General features: G+C 40.5%; 21 protein-coding genes. 13 read left to right on the top strand and 8 right to left on the bottom strand.

Annotated features, from left to right (window positions below; all coding sequences use genetic code 11):
- The 7 genes from add to cyaY form a co-directional block, all read right to left on the bottom strand.
- Window positions 1-989 (bottom strand): adenosine deaminase (gene add / locus ABYD77_RS10670; RefSeq protein WP_372769681.1); only part of this gene is annotated, 989 nt, incomplete at its 3' end.
- Between the two features lie 151 nt (window positions 990-1140).
- On the bottom strand, window positions 1141-2253 hold the full coding sequence (locus ABYD77_RS10665; protein WP_372769679.1) for a heme biosynthesis HemY N-terminal domain-containing protein: 1113 nt from the start codon (window positions 2251-2253) through the stop codon (window positions 1141-1143).
- Window positions 2250-4061: a uroporphyrinogen-III C-methyltransferase gene (locus ABYD77_RS10660; RefSeq protein ID WP_372769677.1), complete on the bottom strand. Its 1812-nt coding sequence runs from the start codon at window positions 4059-4061 to the stop codon at window positions 2250-2252. Before ABYD77_RS10660 ends, ABYD77_RS10665 begins: the two co-directional genes overlap by 4 nt.
- A gap of 12 nt (window positions 4062-4073) precedes the next feature.
- On the bottom strand, window positions 4074-5009 hold the full coding sequence (gene hemC, locus ABYD77_RS10655; protein WP_372769675.1) for a hydroxymethylbilane synthase: 936 nt from the start codon (window positions 5007-5009) through the stop codon (window positions 4074-4076).
- 19 nt (window positions 5010-5028) lie between these two features.
- A complete protein-coding gene (locus tag ABYD77_RS10650; protein ID WP_372769673.1) occupies window positions 5029-5913 on the bottom strand; it encodes a DUF2914 domain-containing protein in 885 nt (294 codons plus the stop codon).
- 9 nt (window positions 5914-5922) lie between these two features.
- On the bottom strand, window positions 5923-6579 hold the full coding sequence (locus ABYD77_RS10645; protein ID WP_372769671.1) for an alpha/beta hydrolase: 657 nt from the start codon (window positions 6577-6579) through the stop codon (window positions 5923-5925).
- A complete protein-coding gene (gene cyaY / locus ABYD77_RS10640) occupies window positions 6580-6900 on the bottom strand; it encodes an iron donor protein CyaY (protein ID WP_372769669.1) in 321 nt (106 codons plus the stop codon).
- Between the two features lie 151 nt (window positions 6901-7051).
- Between cyaY and ABYD77_RS10635 the strand changes: the two genes are divergently transcribed.
- The 12 genes from ABYD77_RS10635 (at window position 7052) to ABYD77_RS10580 (ending at window position 18016) form a co-directional block, all read left to right on the top strand.
- Complete coding sequence (locus ABYD77_RS10635) at window positions 7052-7219, top strand: lipoprotein (protein ID WP_274762961.1); 168 nt, start codon at window positions 7052-7054, stop codon at window positions 7217-7219.
- Window positions 7220-8467: a diaminopimelate decarboxylase gene (lysA, locus tag ABYD77_RS10630; protein ID WP_372769667.1), complete on the top strand. Its 1248-nt coding sequence runs from the start codon at window positions 7220-7222 to the stop codon at window positions 8465-8467.
- Between the two features lie 21 nt (window positions 8468-8488).
- Window positions 8489-9319 (top strand): diaminopimelate epimerase, encoded by an 831-nt coding sequence (dapF, locus tag ABYD77_RS10625; protein ID WP_274762963.1) that lies wholly within the window; start codon window positions 8489-8491, stop codon window positions 9317-9319.
- Entirely contained in the window at window positions 9316-9927 is a 612-nt protein-coding gene (locus tag ABYD77_RS10620) for a DUF484 family protein (RefSeq protein ID WP_372769665.1), read from the top strand. Before dapF ends, ABYD77_RS10620 begins: the two co-directional genes overlap by 4 nt.
- Window positions 9924-10841, top strand: coding sequence for a tyrosine recombinase XerC (gene xerC, locus ABYD77_RS10615; protein ID WP_372769663.1), 918 nt, complete (start codon window positions 9924-9926; stop codon window positions 10839-10841). The genes ABYD77_RS10620 and xerC overlap by 4 nt, the downstream gene beginning before the upstream one ends.
- A 1-nt stretch (window position 10842) precedes the next feature.
- Window positions 10843-11541: an HAD-IA family hydrolase gene (locus ABYD77_RS10610; RefSeq protein WP_372769683.1), complete on the top strand. Its 699-nt coding sequence runs from the start codon at window positions 10843-10845 to the stop codon at window positions 11539-11541.
- A 135-nt stretch (window positions 11542-11676) separates the two neighbouring features.
- Window positions 11677-11988 (top strand): hypothetical protein, encoded by a 312-nt coding sequence (locus tag ABYD77_RS10605; protein ID WP_372769661.1) that lies wholly within the window; start codon window positions 11677-11679, stop codon window positions 11986-11988.
- Window positions 11989-12001: 13 nt separating this feature from the next.
- Window positions 12002-12235 carry a hypothetical protein gene (locus tag ABYD77_RS10600; RefSeq protein WP_372769659.1) on the top strand — a complete coding sequence of 78 codons (234 nt, stop codon included), beginning with the start codon at window positions 12002-12004 and terminating at the stop codon, window positions 12233-12235.
- 56 nt (window positions 12236-12291) lie between these two features.
- Complete coding sequence (locus ABYD77_RS10595; RefSeq protein WP_372769657.1) at window positions 12292-12624, top strand: hypothetical protein; 333 nt, start codon at window positions 12292-12294, stop codon at window positions 12622-12624.
- A 93-nt stretch (window positions 12625-12717) separates the two neighbouring features.
- Window positions 12718-14889: a DNA helicase II gene (gene uvrD / locus ABYD77_RS10590; RefSeq protein WP_372769655.1), complete on the top strand. Its 2172-nt coding sequence runs from the start codon at window positions 12718-12720 to the stop codon at window positions 14887-14889.
- Between the two features lie 3 nt (window positions 14890-14892).
- Window positions 14893-16938, top strand: a complete 2046-nt coding sequence (locus tag ABYD77_RS10585; protein WP_372769653.1) for a GNAT family N-acetyltransferase — start codon at window positions 14893-14895, stop codon at window positions 16936-16938.
- On the top strand, window positions 16907-18016 hold the full coding sequence (locus tag ABYD77_RS10580) for an ABC transporter substrate-binding protein (protein WP_372769651.1): 1110 nt from the start codon (window positions 16907-16909) through the stop codon (window positions 18014-18016). The genes ABYD77_RS10585 and ABYD77_RS10580 overlap by 32 nt, the downstream gene beginning before the upstream one ends.
- Here the strand turns inward: ABYD77_RS10580 and ABYD77_RS10575 are convergent.
- The gene (locus ABYD77_RS10575; protein ID WP_372769649.1) at window positions 18013-19173 is read right to left on the bottom strand and encodes a hypothetical protein; all 1161 of its coding nucleotides are present in this window, start codon (window positions 19171-19173) and stop codon (window positions 18013-18015) included. The two genes, ABYD77_RS10580 and ABYD77_RS10575, sit on opposite strands and share 4 nt — an antisense overlap.
- Before the next feature lie 116 nt (window positions 19174-19289).
- Here ABYD77_RS10575 and ABYD77_RS10570 point away from each other — a divergent pair, with 116 nt between their 5' ends.
- Window positions 19290-20108: a chemotaxis protein CheW gene (locus ABYD77_RS10570; RefSeq protein ID WP_372769647.1), complete on the top strand. Its 819-nt coding sequence runs from the start codon at window positions 19290-19292 to the stop codon at window positions 20106-20108.
- Window positions 20109-20264 lie beyond the last annotated feature (156 nt).

Here is a 20264-nt window from a genome sequence, read left to right as displayed (position 1 = left end):
TATTTCCCCATTAACACTTTACGCTCACTATCACTTAAAAACGCGATTTGTAATGCATTCTTTTGTGCTTGCGTGATTTCAGCTTGTGTTAAACCAGCTTGTGGTGCTGCCACCTCAAATTCGTGGCGAATTTCAATATTACTTACGCTTGGGTCATCAGTATTGATGGTGGCTAAAATACCGTGTGCTAAAAACTGCTTAAGTGGGTGTGTTGCCATTGATGCAACGGTGCTGGTTTGAATATTGCTGGTTAAACACGACTCCACACCAATTTGGTGATCGCGTAAATAATCCATCAGTGCTACATCTTCTATCGCTTTTACGCCATGACCAATACGTGTTGCACCAAGCTCTTTAATTGCATGCCAAATGCTTTCGCTGCCTGCGGCTTCACCTGCGTGAGTGGTAATTTGTAAACCTGCATCGCGTGCTTGTTTAAAATGGCCTTCAAATAAGTTACCTGGGAAACCAAGCTCGTCACCCGCTAAATCGAGTGCAATAAGCTCTTTTTTGTGTGCCAGTAAGCCATCAAGTTCTGCTTGGCATGCTTCAACGCCAAAGGTACGCGATAAAATACCAATTAACTTTGCTTGAACGCCAGTCTCGCGGCTACCTGCTTTTACGCCGTCAATTACCGCAGCAACAACGTCTGCAATATTCAGGTTGTGGGTTTGCGCCATATAAAATGGGCTAAAACGCAGCTCAACATAATCAAGCCCCTGCCCTTTAGCATCAAACATATTTTCATAGGCAATGCGACGACATGCATCTAAATCGCCAAGCACTTTTACGCCCCAGTCTAGCTTTTGTAAAAAACCAAGTAAGTCAGGCTCATTTTCAATTACTTGTACATGTGGGCGCAACGACTCAACATCGTTTGCAGGCAAATCCATATTAAATTTTAGGCCAAGATCTAAAATGGTTTCTGAACGAACATTTCCATCAAGGTGACGGTGTAAATCAAGAAGAGGAAGAGTTGAATCGATCATGGCTTGACCCTTAAAAATTTAAAATTGCGCGGATTCTACGTAGTTTAGCTATAAAAGCAAGGATTGCTTAGGACATAGGTCCTTATTCGCACAAATATAAAAAAAGCGCCCACCGGCGCTTTCTAATAAAGAATAAATACTCTCGAAAATACTAAGCATAGGTTTGATAAAGCGACACGGCTTTATCAAGCTGACCCGTTTGGCTAAAACATTCAGCTGCAATACGCCAATGCTTGTTTGCGTTGTCTTGGCTTAGTACTTTATTAAATACCTTACCGGCAAGCTCAAAGTCATCTTGCGCTTTAGCAATGTATGCCAGCGTAAGTAATAAGGTTTCGTCCTCTGGTAATTTTTTAAGACGCGTTTGCACAAACTTTTGTAAATCTGAAAGCTTAGCATTATTGCACTTGCTAAGTACTTGCCAAATTTCACGGTACTTATCACCCTTAGCTAGTTTTAATAAACATTTGTCGGTTTGTTCAGGGGCAAATGACGCAAGGTTGATTAAGTAATGAAGCTCAGCTTTTTCTTTTAGCTTTTTAGGCAAATTACCGTACGCACTGTTTAGTGCATTTAGGTCTAACGCAGCAAAATAACGCTCGAACAACTGTTGCCACTGCTCATCACTAAGTGCATGTTTTTTCTCAAAACGGCTTAGCTGTTCATTAAGTGTTGACCAATCTTGCTGTGCCACTAGGTACTCGGCAAAGTTGGCGAGCTCAAGATTTGTAGCCTTTTTATTTTTGGTGATTTGCTCCATGCTTTCTTTTGCAAGTTCAGCTTGTTCGCTTTCCACCAGCATTTGCGCTATGTATGGCGTATCGTCTTCTGATACTTGCTCTAGGTGCAATCTTGCTTCAGCTTTGTTGCCCACCTCGAGTGCAGCACGTGCTGAAATTGCTTGGGCGATGTTTTCCCAACCTGCTGGCACTTGTGCTTTTGCTAAACTTTTTTGTGCACCTACAAAATCGCGATTAATAAACTGCCAAACACCTGCTTTTAAGTTAGTTTGTTTTCGCTTATCAGCACGTAATGCCCATTTAAAACGGGTAATGCCATAAAGTGATAAAACATAATGCATCACTTTGTAAATCACAAAAGCAAATGCAGCTAGCAAAATTGCGGCAATCACAAATGCGGTGATCGTGCCTTCAATGGTGTAGTCATTAAAAGCGATTAATACATAACCTTTTTCACCAATGGCTATGGGCGCTAACGCTAACACAATTAACGCAATAACAATGCTGATTATTGCCTTACTCATAGTAGCTCCTTAATCGCCGCTTCTGAGCTAAAGGTAAATTCAGGGTTAAACGCTAAAGGTTGTGATTGAAGCGCTGATAATTGGCTATTCAAATAAACCACTTCAGATGCTTGCACATCGTAGTAATTATTTAAGACTTCAGCGGCTTGCTGTAACGCGGCAGTAAACATAACTGCTTGCTGCTTAACCAAAGCCGTTTGCGCTTGCACCATATAAAAACGAAGCTGATGACGAATAAGGGCTTGCTCTTCTTGGCTTAATAGAGGCTCAATCGGTGCGGTGCGTTTGCGCACTTTAATAAAGTCATCCACCAACAAGTCCCAACTGCGTTTTAGGTTTGCTTGCCAATCATCTACATTATCTGAAAGGGCTTGTTGCTTAACTTTATCTGCCTCTTCTGGCAGCACAACCATATTAAGTGGCAGCTTATCTAAATTGGCAATTAAGCCCGAAAGCCTGAGGTAAATACTTTCAATATCCACAGTTTGCACAGCATTTAACGCTTGAATATCTTGGTGCAGTGCCTCACGTGCGGGCTGCGTACCTGGAAAGCTTTCAAGTAATACATCAAGCCTTGCCAACATTGCCGCTGCGCCTAAATAGTCAGCTTGTACCAGCGCTTTAAACTCCGCCATGCGATATAAGCTTTTTACTTCTTCACGGTTAAGTTCGGGCGCTTGTTGGTTTGCTGGCTGTAGTTGCTGCGCAATTTTTTCGCTAAGTGCCAGCTCTGCTTCGGTCACCTGAGCCGATAATGCAGTTTGCAGTTGCTGATTTTGCCCTTGCAGCGAAATAGCTTGTGCATTTGCCGCTGCAATTTGTTCGGCTAGCGAGCTTTTTTCATTATTAAACGCTTCAAGCACTACTTGCTGTTTCTGATAAAGCATGAAGCCAAAAGCTAGCCCACAAAGCGCTAGTAAGGATAACAACAAGGCTAAAACAGCGATTGCTTTACCTATGCCAGAGCGCTTTTCAATAGAAGTTTTATTAACAGTTTCCTTTGCTGATTGAGATGCTGGCTTATCGCTAATTGTACTCTTTGCGGTAATATCTATTTCTTGTTCCATAGCGTGACTCTGTTGAGGTTTATGCTGATTTAATATTGCCCTTAGGATGCTATCATTATCTGCACCTTGGCAATTAATAATTCGTTTTGCTTGAGCTTTTTCTTGGAAATAACTTACACAGCGCTCACTGACTAAAAACACATTAAGCGTTACCAGCCAAGTTTTATCTGTCACTATGGCGAGGAAACTATCAATGCTTGTATTGCTGGTTAACACTACCGAGTCTACACCATTGTTTTGCCACTCTTCAGCAAGTGTAGTCGTCAAATCTGGATTCGCTAAGCGTTGATAAACAGCGAGTGGTTGAAAAATCGCTTCACGTGCTTTTAGCTCTTTGGCCAATTTATTGCGCCCACCTTTTCCTTTTACCAACACAATTCGCTTGCTCGCGACGTTGTTAAGCTCCGGCATTGCCAGTAAACCTTCGCTTGTTTCAACGATTGGGCTGGCACATTGTTTTTCAAATAACTCCGTCACCACTTCAGCAGTACTTTTGCCTACCGCTAAGCAACTGATGTTTTTTGATAATTCGGGCTTTAACGCATATAAAAAACGGGCGGCATCTTGTGACACAAATAACACAATATCGGCATCATCTAGCATATCAAGTTGCTGTTCACTCACGGTGATAGCTTTAAGCGCCAATAAAGGTTGAATGGTACTTTTTATCGCCTTTCCTGCCAGATGCTGGGCGAGTTGCTGGCTTTTTTCCTCTGGCCGAGTGAGTAAAATATGTGTCACAGTCGCTCCTTGTTAGCTTGCGTAAACTTCAGCAAGAATTTTATCCGCACCTTGCGCTAATAAATGTTCAGCTAGTTGTTCACCAATTTGCTCTGCGTTAGCCACATTACCCGTTAAAGCATGCTGTAGAATCACCGAGCCATCTAACGCACCAACAAGGCCACGTAACGTCAGTTTATCGCCATCAACGGTTGCAAATGCACCTATCGGTACTTGGCAACCACCTTGCAATTTACGGTTCATTGCGCGCTCGGCTAGCACGCGGTAACGCGTTTCAGTATGCTCTAAAGGTGCTAACAAGGCTTTTGTTGTTTCATCATCACTACGGCATTCAATGCCCACAGCACCTTGACCATTTGCCGGTAATGAGTCTTCTGCCGCAATAAAATCAGCAATGCGCTCAGGCATTTCTAATCGAATTAAACCTGCTGCTGCAAGAATAATCGCATCGTATTCACCGGCGTCTAACTTTGCTAAACGGGTATTCACGTTACCACGTAAATCACGAATTTCTAAATCTGGACGCGCCGCTTTTAGTTGACACTGACGACGTAAGCTCGACGTACCAACAATTGCGCCCTGTGGTAACTCTGCTAGTGATTTATAGTTATTAGATACAAATGCATCACGCGGATCTTCACGCTCACAAATTGTATGTAGTTCTAAACCTTCTGGAAATTCAACAGGAACGTCTTTCATTGAATGCACAGCAATATCTGCACGCCCTTCCATCATGGCAACTTCAAGCTCTTTCACAAATAGACCTTTACCACCAATTTTAGCTAGCGGTGTATCTAAAATTTTGTCGCCCTGAGTCGACATAGGCACAAGCTCGACCGTTAAATTAGCATGATGCTTTTCAAGCTCAGCTTTTACAAATTCAGCTTGCCAAAGTGCCAGCGCACTTTTACGAGTTGCGATACGAATAATAGACTTATCTTGTGACATAACTTTCCTACACTGACGATTACTGGTCAGTAATTATAAATTGCTTGCTCGCAAGGGTTTTGCCCTCTGCGACTAATTCTACACGCCACATACCTAATTGCAGTGCCGCGATATTTTTTGATGAATAAGTGCGATAACGTTCAGCATAAACCGTTAGTTCAACATCGGCTTGTAATTGATCTTGAAAATACCATTTATGGCGCACTAATTTACCTTTCAGGCCATTAACTTCCGTAAAATAATAGAGTTTTTTAGCAAAACTCGCACGGGCTATTCGCTCTCCAATAATATCAACAGGTTCGCGAGCAACAATGTCGCGAGATAACAACGCACGCGATACACTCTGCGTATTCATTTTTGCTCCAAGCGCAATATCGGCTAATGGCTCGGTTTGCTCTGGCTCTGTTAGCATTTCAGGTTCAGGAGTTTCAGCGGTTAACGCTTCGGTATTTGGTGCATCCTTAATAATCGAAGATTCTGAAACAATAGGCGCAACCTGCTCAATTACATCATCTGTTGCTTCAGTCAATTTAGGATGACTTTGCTGCGTATTTGGTTTAGCGGCTGGTGTGTCTACCACAGCTTCTTGTGTTGATTCAACGTCAACAGGCTGGCTTGAATCAACCTTTTCGGTTTCTAAATCACTAGTTCTGTCCGTTTTTACCGCCGATTTAAGCATGCTTGAACTAACCACAGCACCTTGTTTAACCACAACTTGAGCACTTTGTCTTTGGTCATTTGTTGGGAAAACATAAAGAGTAAGCAAAAACAAACCGGTTACTACGAGAACAAGCGCAGCAAAAACACGCGACCAATGCCATTGGTATTCAATTTTTTGATTAACTGTATTTTGCTTGTTTTGACTATTTGCCAGTGCCGCAGTAATTTTTATTTTTTGACCCACTCTATCTCCCTAGTTTAAGCGCGAAATTAACCAAGTACGTATCGCCTTAATTTCTTCTAAACATACTTGGTGTGCCATTGGGTAAACTTGCCAACTTGCCTCATAACCTAAATCTAATAACGTTTGGTAAGCACTTTCACCTGCCCCCATAGGTACAACATCATCAAAACTACCATGTGCCATAAACACATTTAAGTTAGCTTGTTGTTTTTCCGACTTAAGTTTAGCAGGCTCACACATATAAGTAGAAAGCGCCATAATACCCGCTAGCTGATAAGGTAAACGCGGCCCTAAATACAAAGACACCACGCCGCCTTGTGAAAAGCCAGCCAAAATAATGTTACTTGGCTCAATACCTTTCGCAATTTCAGCTTCAATTAATTGCTGCACTGCCGCAGCAGATTGTTGCACACCTTGTTCATCAGCGCGTTTATCTAGATCAAGAGATTTGATGTCGTACCAAGAGCGCATTGCCATACCACCATTTATGGTGACCGGTTGAATAGGCGCATGAGGGAAGATAAATTTAACCCCCAGCTCTGCTGGTAAATTAATTTCCGGTACGATTGGCGCAAACCCATCGCCCGAATCACCTAAACCATGCAGCCAAATAACAGTTGCTTTGTGGCTAGATTGCGGTTCAATTACAACAGCTTCTAAGCTCATTTATTCAGCTTCCCATTCGATACTTGTGCCCGCTTGTTTGCTAGACGCATCATTCATAAATTGCCAAAATTCGGCTCCGCTGCGGTTATCAATCCACTTATCGCCATGGCGCTCAAAATGGTGACCATTAAACTTAGTTGCCACCCATAATTGGTGTAAAGGCGCTTGTTTGTTAAGAATAATCTTAGAACCATCTGGAAAAATAATTTCTAAAATACCCGATGCAGATTCATAGTCTAAATCAACCTCACACGCATCAACTTGTTCTTCTAAGTTAATAAATAAGTCTTCGATTAACTGATGGTATTCTTGGTCTGTCATAGGTTAATTTCCAATTTGATTTTTTGATGCTAATTAAGCATAAGAAAAAACGTCAATATCCTGCGTTTTTACGCTTTTTTCTGATAATCTCTATTCAATAATACCAACCGTGGCATTCACTTGTCAGTAATAAGTTTTATAAACAGACGATATGGTTAAGCGTAAGAAATTAGTTTCAACATTTATTAGTGGTACTTTGCTTGTTTTAGCTGGCTGTGGCCAAAAAGGCCCGCTATATCTTGCTGAAGAAGATGCAGCACAAACAAATCAACAACAGCAGCAAACACCTGTTGAACAAACGCCTACGGAGCAGCAGTAAATGGATTATTTTAACTATAAAAATGACGAGCTGTACGCTGAACAAGTGAAAGTTGCTGATATTGCGGCACAATTTGGTACACCTTGCTATGTTTACTCACGAGCAACGTTAGAGCGCCACTACAAAGCGTTTTGTGATGCTGCAAGTCATCATAACCATCTTGTTTGTTACGCTGTCAAAGCTAACTCAAATCTCGCTATTTTAAACGTGTTAGCACGTTTAGGTTCTGGCTTTGATATTGTGTCAAAAGGTGAATTAGCACGTGTAATCGCAGCCGGTGGCGATACCAGCAAAGTGGTATTTTCGGGTGTTGCTAAAACACATGACGAAATTGCGTTTGCACTCGAGCATAATATTAAGTGTTTTAATGTAGAGTCTGAAGCTGAGCTTGAACGCATTTCCGAGGTTGCAAGCCAGTTGAATGTCGCTGCGCCGATTTCTATTCGCGTAAACCCCGATATTGATGCCAAAACCCACCCTTATATTTCAACGGGTTTGAAAGAAAACAAATTTGGTATTGATATTAAAGTTGCTGTTGATGTTTACAAGAAAGCTGCGAGCTTGCCTAATCTAGATATCAAAGGTATTGATTTTCATATAGGCTCACAACTTACTGCAGTTGAGCCATTTATTGCGGCACTTAAAAAAGTGATTGCGCTGGTAAAAGAACTCGCGACTCATGGCATAAAGCTTAGCCATGTAGATGTTGGTGGTGGTTTAGGTGTGCCATATGCGCAAGAAGCGCCGCCGCACCCAAGCCAATACGTAAGTCAAATCACCGAGTGTTTAGCTGAACTACCACAAATTGAACTTATTTTTGAACCAGGCCGAGCGATTGCTGCTAACGCGGGTATTTTAGTCACCAATGTTGAGTACTTAAAACAAAACCAAGGTAAGCATTTTGCAATTGTTGATGCAGGCATGAATGATTTACTGCGCCCATCGCTTTATCAAGCTTGGCAAAATATTATTGCGGTTAAACCGCGTCAAGGTAAAACCGAAAACTACGATATTGTTGGCCCAGTATGTGAGACCGGCGATTTTCTAGGTAAAGACCGTGATTTATGCATAGCAGCAGGTGATTTAATTGCTGTACGCAGCGCTGGCGCCTATGGTTTTACCATGAGCTCAAACTACAATTCACGTCCTCGCGTGGCTGAAATTATGGTCGATGACGAACAAGTTCATGTGATCCGCAAACGCGAAACTATTGACGAACTATACCGAAACGAGTGTACACTGCCTTAAGCACAACCATAGTTAATATATATGCTAGTAAATTTTTCTAAAATGCATGGCTTAGGCAATGACTTTATGGTTATTGATAATGTCACGCAAAATGTTTTTATTTCAAAAGACCAAATTCGCAAGTTAGCTGATCGCAACTTCGGTATTGGCTTTGACCAATTACTTATGGTTGAAGCACCGTATGACCCAGATCTTGATTTTCACTACCGTATTTTTAATGCCGATGGTCATGAAGTAGAACAATGTGGAAACGGCGCCCGTTGCTTTGCCCGTTTTGTTCGCATGAAAGGCCTAACTAACCGTCATCGCATTCAGGTTTCAACGAAAGCTGGCAATATCACACTGCATAACGAAAAAGACGGAAAAGTGCGTGTAAATATGGGGCAACCTAAGTTTGACCCAGCTAAAGTGCCATTTAAGGCAACCAAGCGCGAGACCACCTACATTATTCGTGAGGGTGAACACACGATATTTTGCGGAGTTGTTTCTATGGGTAACCCGCATTGTGTGCTTGAAGTTGACGATATTAATTCAGACCAAGTAACTGAGTTAGGCCCGCTACTTGAAAACCATGAGCGCTTCCCTAAAAAGGCCAATATTGGCTTTATGCAAATTATCTCGCCTGAGCATATTAAATTACGTGTGTGGGAACGCGGCGCTGGCGAAACACTCGCCTGTGGCAGTGGTGCGTGCGCAGCGGTAGTAATTGGTATTATGCAAAAGAAACTTGCGAATGAAGTAAAGGTTGAATTGCCCGGCGGCGAGTTAACCATTAACTGGCAAGGTGAAGGTCACTCAGTAAAAATGTCTGGCCCTGCCGAGCATGTATTTGATGGCCAAATTGCATTATGAATGAATTAGATGAACGCCAAGTAGTCGACTTTTTAGAACAAAACAGTGACTTTTTGCAAAAGCACCCTGAACTACTTTCGCGTTTATCTATTTATAACGAGCCAAATGGTACCACCAGCTTAGTGCGTCGCCAGCAAAATTTGCTGCAAAATAAAAACCGCGAACTGACAAGTAAACTTTCACATCTAATTGAAAATGCTTCGAATAATGAGCATATTTTTAAGGTGTTCAATCAATGTCATCGCTTATTGTTAAAAACAAATACACTTGCTGAGCTACAAGAAAAACTTTCGCAAACACTGTGCAAAGGTTTTAACTTACTGGATTGTCAGCTTACTCTGTTTAATCCAGACATTCACCAAACCTTACTTGATCAGCGCTTTAGTCAACAACCAAGCTTTTTAGGGCGCCTAAGCCAAGATGAGCAAATGCTGTTATTTAAAAAATCTGTGGGATCTGCTGCAGTTTATTTAGTGGGTGAAACAACAAAACCAACAGCGATTTTAGCCTTTGCGAGTAAGGATGAAGCACACTATCACCCCGAACAAAGCAGTGTGTTTGTTTTAGAATTTATTCAAGCGCTTACAATAAAACTTGCTCAGATATGACAACTTCAGAGCCACTTAATCAAGATTGGCAACATACCCTAGATTTATTTTTGGCCTTTGCGCGCAACGAGAAGCACTATTCAGATGCCACCGTTGATGCCTATCAACGTCATTTAGTTACCTCAGCGCACTATTTTTCGCAGTTCGTAAATAGCTGGCAGGCGATTGAAGTAGAAAATATTAAAGGCTTACTCGCCAAACTTAAAAGCCGCAATTTATCAGCCAGAACAATTAACTTGCATCTTTCTTGTTTGCGCAGCTTTTATAAATTTCTAATACGCAAAGGTTTAGCAACAGCTAATCCAGTAGAGCTTGTTAAGGGGCCAAAGTTCACCAAGCCACTACCCAAAAACCTCGATGTTGACCAAGTAAATCAACTGCTTGAAATTGTACCTGAAGATACTTTAGCCGTGCGTGATAAAGCCATGATGGAGCTGATGTATTCATCAGGACTGCGTTTATCTGAACTTGCTAGCCTTAATTTAAATGATAAACAGGCGATCTTTAACGGTCTTTTAACCGTAAAAGGTAAAGGTAGTAAAGAGCGTGTCATTCCGGTAGGTCGTAAGGCCATAAGTGCGGTAAAAGAATGGCTAAAAGTGCGTGCAGAATTTGCAAATGCAGATGAAATGGCACTCTTTACTAGCAAACAAAAACGCCGCCTGTCGATTCGCCAAATTCGTGCGCGTATGAAAAAATGGGGCATTGAACAAGGGCTCAGCGCTAATGTGCATCCACACAAATTACGCCATAGCTTTGCTTCACATATTTTAGAGTCGAGCGGCGATTTACGTGCAGTGCAGGAGTTACTTGGCCATAGTAATTTATCAACTACCCAAGTGTATACGCACTTAGATTTTCAACACCTTGCAAAGGTATATGACAACACGCACCCAAGGGCCAAAAAGAAGTAATATGATACGATTTAACCGAGCGATTTCTGCCGTGAAGGTGATTAGTTTTGATTTAGATGACACCCTTTATGACAACCGCCCTATCATAAAAAACGCCATAAAAGCACAGCAAGATTACCTTGCACTTATCCCTGAGTGGGCAGCACAAAACGGCGACTTTTGGCGCACTTGCCGAAATGGCTATGCGCTAGAACACCCTGAGATTATTAATGATGTAACCTTATGGCGTCAAAAAGCGTTACTTTGGGGTTTAGAAGCACTAAAGGTCGAGAATGCCGCTTTCCATGCAGAGCAAGCCTATAACGCATTTGCCAAAGCACGTAGCAATATTGAGGTAGCACCAGAGGTAATTGATTTACTCGCCTCACTTCGTAAAAAATACAAAGTGATTGCTATTACCAATGGTAATGTCGATGTAAGCCAGTTTAATTTGAAAGACAGCTTCGATTTAGTATTACAAGCAGGTCCTCACGGTAAAGCCAAACCAGCAAGCGATATGTTTGATTTGGCCTGCCAGCGATTAGGTGTAAGTCTCAACGAGATTTTGCATGTGGGTGATAGCCTTGATTCAGATGTGCAAGGCGCGAATAATGCTGGCTGCTATAGCGTTTGGCTAGAAAATACTTTTGTACCTTACCGATATAATGGATTAGCACACCTAGATATATCCGACATTCTTGATTTAAATAACTTTATCTAATCACTATATGCTGTAAGTTACACATTTTTTCCTTACAGCAGCTTAAGTTGCCGTTTATCACTTTCCCAAATTCATTTCCCAAGAATTCAGTAAATTAGCCAGCAAACAAAATAACGCAATTAGGGAAACGAAACTATGTACTCAGAATGGAAATTTCAATTAGCACAACACGAAGTCCGTATTACAAACAATTGGTTCACAGGATTGAAGTTATACGTTGATGGGCAGCTAAAAGGTAAAAATAGATTTCCAATTGCGCTCGGTACCCATACTTTTATCAAAATAGAGCTCGAAAATTTAGGTACTTTAGAGGTTATTCCATTTGCGCTGTTTACTGTTGAGGTATCTGTAAAATTAACTACAGAAGCTGAAAGCCTGCTAGTTTACTCTTCCCACGAACGCGTATCGCTAAGTACGAAGCGTTATATTAATCAATTAAATAGCTAAAAGGATTTAGTCAATGGATACGTTATTGTACTTAGTGGGTTTTGGGCTGCTGTTTTTCTTTCTCTTTGGCAGTGAAACCCTGATTTCAATTTATCGTGAAAAACAGCAGATGCGACATATTGAAAATGTCATTGCTAGTTTACCAGAAGAAGAGCGTGTGAAGTTTTCTACAAAGTACCTAAAGCAGCGTGTTGAACAACTTTATAAGACGGAAAACCCTTATAGTGACTTAGCAAACGAAGAATAACGAAAGTTAACCTGCTCAGACGACTAAAGACTTAAATAATAAAAAGGACTAACATTATGTATAAAGAATGGGAATTCGACTTAAACGACCATCACGTTCGCGTAACCAATAACTGGTTAACTGGGGTGAAGCTTTATATAGATGGAAAGTTAAAAGGACGGAATGGATTTCCTGTTATGGGCCCTCTGCTAATTCTATTCTTACTCATAAGTGGTGACAAAGTTATATCTCACTTTCAAGAAAAACAACAAATAACTCACATTGAAAATATAATCGCAACTTTACCTAAGGAAGAAAGATCAACGTTTGTAAAAACGTACTTAGAAACAAAATTTTCAGAGCTTCCGCAGCCTACTCATAATGTAAAGGTTAGCGAAAAAACTCAATAGACAACCAACCCCTGTTTATAAAAACAGTATTCTATTTGGTATTAAATCAACTCCTGTTATACTTTTGCCAATTTTGGTAAAGAGTTAACTTCGATGGACGTTTCTGAATTATTAGATGGTTTAAATGACAATCAACGCGAAGCCGTTGCCGCCCCATTGCAAAATATGCTGGTACTGGCAGGCGCAGGCTCAGGTAAAACCCGCGTACTTGTCCATCGTATTGCTTGGTTAATGCAAGTTGAACATGCATCCCCTTACAGCATTTTTGCCGTAACCTTTACCAACAAAGCTGCAAAAGAAATGCGCAGCCGTGTTGAAGCAACACTTAAAGCATCTGTTGGCGGTATGTGGATTGGTACTTTCCACGGCTTATCCCATCGTATTCTACGCGCCCACCATAAAGAAGCAAACCTACCAGAATCATTTCAAATTCTCGATACTGATGACCAAATCAGAATGATCCGTCGCTTATTGAAAGCAATGAACATCGATGAGAAGAAATGGCCAGCCAAACAAGCGGCTTGGTATATTGGCGCTAAAAAAGACGAAGGTTTACGCCCTAAACATATTCAAGCGTTTGACCCTAACGAGCAAATGATGCTGCGTATTTATACCGCTTACCAAGAAGCATGTGACCGTGCAGGCTTAGTCGATTTTGCCGAAATTTTAATGCGTTGTTTTGAATTATTACGCGATCAACCAACCTTACTTCGTCACTACCAACAGCGTTTTCCGCATATGCTGGTAGACGAATTCCAAGATACCAACACCATTCAATATCAGTGGTTAAAATTGATTGCTGGTAAAAGCAACAAGATCATGATCGTGGGTGATGATGACCAAAGTATTTATGGCTGGCGTGGCGCGCGTATCGAGAATATTAAACAGTTTATTAGTGACTTTGATGCACAAACCATTCGCTTAGAACAAAATTACCGCTCAACAGGTAATATTCTAAAAGCGGCAAACCATTTAATTGCCAATAACTCCGAGCGCATGGGTAAAGAGCTGTGGACTGACGGCAATCAAGGTGAACAAATTGGGGTTTACGCTGCTTATAACGAGCTAGATGAAGCCCGTTTTATTGTAAGTAAAATTAAGGCTTGGTTTGAGCAAGGTAATGCACTGCAAGACTGTGCCATTTTATACCGCAACAACGCCCAATCACGTGTACTGGAATCTGAATTAAATATTCAGTCACCGCGAATTCCTTACCGTATTTATGGCGGTATGCGCTTCTTCGAACGTCAAGAAATCAAAGATGCATTATGCTACTTACGCATTGTAAATAACCGCAATGATGACGCTGCATTTGAGCGTATTATTAATACCCCAACGCGCGGCATTGGCGATCGCACATTAAGTCTGATTCGTGATTGCGCGCGTAGCGAATCATTACCACTTTGGTATGCAGCAAAAACCTTACTCGCAGAAAAACATTTAGCGGGGCGCGCTGCCAATGCGGTTAATTCGTTTATTGAACTGATCGATCAGATTGAAGACAATATTCTCGATAAATCGTTAGATAAACAAACCAAATATGCTATTCAAACATCAGGTCTAATGGCGATGTATATGGCAGAAAAAGGTGAGAAAGGCCAAGCGCGCGTAGAAAACTTAGAAGAATTAATTAACGCTACTAGCCAATACGAATTGCCAGATGAAGAAGAGTTTAGCTCACCCCTTGATGGCTTTTTAGCATACACCGCGCTTGAATCAGGTGAAGGGCAAGCAGACGAACACGAAGATGCAGTACAAATGATGACTCTGCACTCGGCCAAAGGCTTAGAGTTCCCGTTGGTATTTATGGCAGGCGTTGAAGAAGGCATGTTCCCGTCGCAACAAAGCCAAGAAGAAACCGGCCGTTTAGAAGAAGAACGTCGACTGTGTTATGTAGGTATGACACGCGCGATGCAAAAGCTTTATATTTGTCACGCGGAAAGCCGCCGTTTATACGGACAAGAAAAGTTTCACAGTCCGTCACGTTTTATTCGCGAATTACCTGAAGATTGCTTGGATGAAATTCGTGTTAAAACACAAATTACTAAGCCTAAAACCACAGGCCGTTTTAGTAATACCATCAGCTTAGAAACCTTTAACGATACTGGCTTTAAACTCGGCCAGCGCGTAATGCACGGGAAATTTGGTGAAGGTACGGTGCTAAACTATGAGGGTACGGGCCCACAGGCGCGTATTCAAGTTAACTTTGATGATCATGGCACTAAATGGTTAGTTACCATGTATGCGAAATTACAAGCGATGTAAATTATGCTGACTAACACCTGGCTCAACCAATTACATCAGTCGCTACTAACGAGCAAACATCGTCAGTTATTGGTTTTGTCAGGGTGTGAGCATTGGTGTTGGCAACAAGTTGATACCTTAAAAACGGTTTACCCCGATTTATTAACCCTGAGTCACCACCCCTCAGTAAATTTTTGGCCTGAGCATAATCACCAGTTATTAGGGCAAGAATATAGCACAGTAGTATTTGACGTAAATTCAGGGCTGATGCCGGACAAGCTAGCAACCGTGGCTGGTACGGTAAAAGCAGGCGGCCTACTGGTACTGCTAATGCCAAATTTTGAAAGTTACGCTAAGCAAGCGGATCCAGCGTTTGCTCGTTTTCAAAGTGCTAATAAACCACACAAGTCTATTTCACTTTTTCAAACTCGGTTAATTTCGTTGCTTAAAAACAACGAGCACACTTTGATTGTTTCAGAGCACAATGCACTGCCAACAATCCCAATGTACGCTGCAACTGAGAGTACTCAGTATAAAGAACAGCAAAATCTAGTTGCTGATTTAAGCAAATTTATAACTAAGCGCCGCGCCACGTTTTTACTAACTGCTGATAGAGGCAGAGGAAAGTCTGCAACACTTGGAATGCTTGCTGCAAATTATGTTTCGCAAGATAAACGCGTAGCAATTTGTGCCCACCATAAGCAAACTGTTGCCACTGTATTTAAACACTTCGAGTTGCTAATTGATAATGACGTACAACTTGATTTTATTGCACCTGATGCGTTGCTAAACCAAGCAACAAACTTCGATTTGGTATTAATTGATGAAGCGGCAACCTTGCCTGTAAGCTTATTAAAAAAAGCGCTCGATTTACCGATAAAGCTTGGCTTTTCTACAACGCTTCATGGCTATGAAGGCACTGGTCGAGGGTTTAATTTACGCTTTATTCCGTACCTACAAAAAACGCGCAGCAACTGCCAACCGAGAGAGTTGGCGGACCCAATTCGCTACAACTCAAACGATCCTTTAGAGCAGGCAATTTATCAATTACTTGTACTGAATGCCGACTTTACTGAGCCATCACCTGATCACAAACAACAAATTAATTTTTGCGAAATTACACAACAGCAATTAGCTAATAATGAATCTTTATTAAAGCAAGTATTTGCTGTTTTAGTGATGGCGCATTACCAAACCAGTGCTAACGACTTAAGGCATATGCTCGATGGCAATAATCTAAAATTATTTGTTGCTGAACAAAATGGCACTATTTTAGCTGCTGCACTGATAGCCTTAGAAGGCGAAATAGATGACCCCTTAGCTAGTGATATTATATCCGGCTTGCGAAGACCTCAGGGCAACTTGCTGGCACAATCCACTGCCACACTGCTTGGTGATAAAGACCTATTAGCAAAACGTTATGCACGTATTATTCGCATTGCCGTTAACCCTTTTTGCCAAGGCGAAAGCATAGGCACCCAGTTACTCAGTGCAATTGAGTCATTATTATGTGATGAAGTGGAGTTTATCGGTGCGAGTTTTGGTGCAGAAAGCAAGCTTTGCAATTTTTGGCTGAGACAAAAATATAAAATAATCAAACTGGGGGCTAAGTGTGATAAAGCCAGTGGTGAGCACTCTTGTTTAGTGATTAAAGCAACAAAGCTTGAAGCACAATTAAACTCGTTAGAACAACATTTTCAACAACAGTTTATTTTTGAATTATCGCGCTCATTCTCACGTTTACAAAGTGAGCTAGTACTCACACTATTGTCGAACAGACAATCACCAGTAGAACCGATAAACTGTAATATAAACTTGGTACTACGCTTTAGTAAAGGCGAAGTTAACTTTGATCAAGCGCGCTATGCGTTGTTTGACCAAGTTAAAGCATACCCCAAGCTATTATTGCAACTGGAAAATGTTTCTAGAAAATTGATAATTAAGCTAGTATTACAAAATATGTCAGAAGCGGATGTGATTGAAGCTCTTGCATTAACTGGGAAAAAGCAACTTACTTTAGCGCTTAAACAAGCTGCTCGTGAATGGTGTAGTCATTATTTTAAAATTTAAAGTAATCATATTTATCTGTTGTATGCCCTTTTTTTCACTAGCTACACAACAGCCATCTCTAAAGTTGGGAATGTCCGCAGCATTTAGTGGACCATCGGCTAAATTAGGTGTTCAACTGGAGCAAGGGGCGAGCGCTTTTTTTAGTGAGATTAACGCATCAGGTGGTGTTAATGGTCGTTTAATTGAGCTGTTAACTCGCGATGATCAGTACGAACCACACTTAACGGTAATTAATACCCGTTACCTTGTTAGCACTGCTAGGGTGGATGCGTTATTTTCGTTTGTCGGCACACCAACATCAAACGCAATTCAGCCGATTATAGACTCACATCAAATTCCATTTATCACCCCTTTTACTGGTGCTGAGTTTTTACGCGGCAAAGCTAATGTTTTTAATTTGCGAGCTAGCTACTACGACGAAGCAAAAGTACAAATTGATTATTTGGTTAAACAATTGAACGTCAAGAAAATCGCCTTTTTGATTCAAGCCGACGAGTTTGGTCTCTCGGTACAAAATGGCTTAGAAAAAGCGATGCAACCATACGCTATAAAACCAGTAGAAATTGCACGGTTCAAACGTAATACACAAGATATTAAAGAAGCTTTAAAGCGACTAAAAGTCAGTGAAGCAGAAGCGGTTTGCTTAGTAGGTACCTACGAACCATTAGCACATTTTATCAACTTAGCAGCACAACAAAACTTCACACCGCAATTCACCTCTGTTTCCTTTGTCTCTAGCGATGAATTATTTTCAAGAATAAAACAGCACAGTCGGATTTTAGTTACAGAAGTTATGCCAACGGTAAAAGGATGTACAGAAGAATGGTGTAAACGTTTTTTACAAACAATGACAAAAGCTGGCATTCTGAATCCAACTAGAGTGCACCTCGAAGGCTATGCTAATGCCTATATATTCTATAATGCAGCTAAAAACTGTAAAGATTTAACGAAAGAATGTCTCTTAACCGAATTAAAAAGAAACAAAGAAAAACTCGATAGTGCAACAAGAAATTATATTGAAGTCAAAGAAGAAATAGATGGTAACACGGTTTTCCTTAATCATTTTGAATATTTTTAAAGTGTTATAATTGCTTGCTTTAGCATTTCTTCAATTTGATTCACAATCGCTTTATTAGTCTCCTCATCAAACTCTTTAATTCGTGGAGTATGAATATGACCTGTTGGTACTTTAGTTCCAAGCCGATTTTGTAAACGAATACTACGGTAGGAAATTTCATTTGATAAATAACCACCACCGCTACCATAAACCGCTGTAAGCCCATCTAATTCTGAGAGTAATTTAGGCTGTAACTCACCTTTTTCTAACGTCACTACTTTCACATTATCGATTACTTGAAATTTACCTTTGGCTTTTTGCATTGCGGCAACTGGTAAACTGAATTCAACATACTCATTACCTGAGAGCGTTTCACCAGCCAACTTTGAGATAACAGGTGCTTTAACTGTTCCACCAGAAAGCACGTTTAAATTGTCAGGAGCTGTAACACTGCGACGCTTGCCAGGAAAACGTTCAAGATCAAAGTGTTCTCTACCCATAGAAACAGTAGAAACCAAATCCACTTTCCCGTTTATATAAATCGGTGCCAAAAGCGATTCAATTTCTCCAATATCAAAATCTTCGTAGCGTACAGGCACAATAACAGCATTAATCTCAGCCTTAACACCATTTAATTCAATAACTTTGTCATCTAAACTAAGTGCAGCCAAACCAGATGGATTGTTTTGCCCAATATTCTTATCCAGTAAGAAGGGATCAAACCCAGTAATAAAAATTTGTTTCGCTGTGTTATAGCGATAGTCAATATCATCATAACCGCGCGATACATTTTCAAATACCTCGAGTAAGCTTTCTAATTCTGTCTCTGTGAATTTTAAGGGTTGCTTCTTAATCTGGGCTTTAATAGCTAAACGCTGCCAATATAAAGGCCTATCATCATAACGTCTTTGACTTTTCACTTGTGATTTTATCTCTGACCACAAACGCGTGCCTTCCGTTTTTAACAGTTGCTTTGCTTGCTTATAATTTTTTACAAGTAACCACTGCTGAACAAAGAGCGATAATTTTTTAGTGTTTCCTAACGTTGCATCGTACTTGTGCTGCTCAGTTATCCTTTGTTCTTCTACACTAAGCATTATTGAAGTTTGTTTTGCATATGTATTTACTGTTAAAAACAATGCTAGACTGCCTGCAAGTAGCTTCGATTCATTTTTCATTACGATACTGTCTTTTAATATAATAATCGGTAAGTTAGCTACTTATCATACGTGCATTTTTGACAAGCTCAACTATGCTCTATTTAAGAAATGTCAATGTTTGGAAAGAAACGTATATGGATTTTATCAATTTTAAAGTTGGCTCAAAAACAATTGCTTTAAAAATACTCGATATATTATTAACTGAACGTTATGAGAACAACCTTACAGAGCTCCCTAATAAGAACAAGAGCTTTATTGGAGTTAAAGATTACCTTGGTACACCAACGCCAATTTTTGATTTAGCCATGGTGTTAAATAACCAATCAACGCATGTGACAAATCAAGAACTCTCAAATTTACTTATTGCAAGAGAAAAAGATCATCAAGATTGGCTTGATGCGTTAGAGAATAGCTTAACAAATGGTGTGCCTTTCGAAAAAGCTAAAGATCCAGATAAATGTGCCTTTGGCACGTGGTACAACAATTTTAAAACTGATAACGATGAACTAAGAGTTATCTTAATGAAATTTGATCAGCCTCATCGCGAACTTCATGCAATGGCAGATGAATTACTCACAATTAATCAAAACGATTCATCAGGTGAAGCCCTTACTCTATTTCATGAGAAGAAACGTAAAATATTTACGATTCTTGTTAGGTTATTTCAAACAGCCAGAGAACAAATCACACTAGATTATAAGCCAATAATCATCTTCACCACCAAAGATGGTAAAACACCACATATAGGCTTATTGGTTGATAAGGTAGAGGACTCATTAACAGTCAACAAGGATGATATTAAGCCTCTAGAGCAATTAACTTCGGTAGGTTTTGATATTGACCCGCAAACTAGGCATATGATGAAAGGCCTAATTAATATGGATAATAAGCACAGTATTATCATTGATCCTAAAGTTATCTTTTCACCTCAAGAACAAGCTGAAATAGCTTAGATTCAGGATTCAGGATTCAGGATTCAGGATTCAGGATTCAGGATTCAGGATTCAGGATTCAGGATTCAGGATTCAGGATTCAGGATTCAACAATATTCTGAAGCCTGGTTGCTTAATTCTAAACTCGTTTAGTGTCTAAAACGCAAAAAGCCCGCT

The organism is Pseudoalteromonas sp. (assembly GCF_041629635.1).
GTDB lineage: Bacteria > Pseudomonadota > Gammaproteobacteria > Enterobacterales > Alteromonadaceae > Pseudoalteromonas.
The sequence above is the reverse complement of the archived record's forward strand: the minus strand, read 5'-3'. Positions and strand labels throughout refer to the sequence as shown.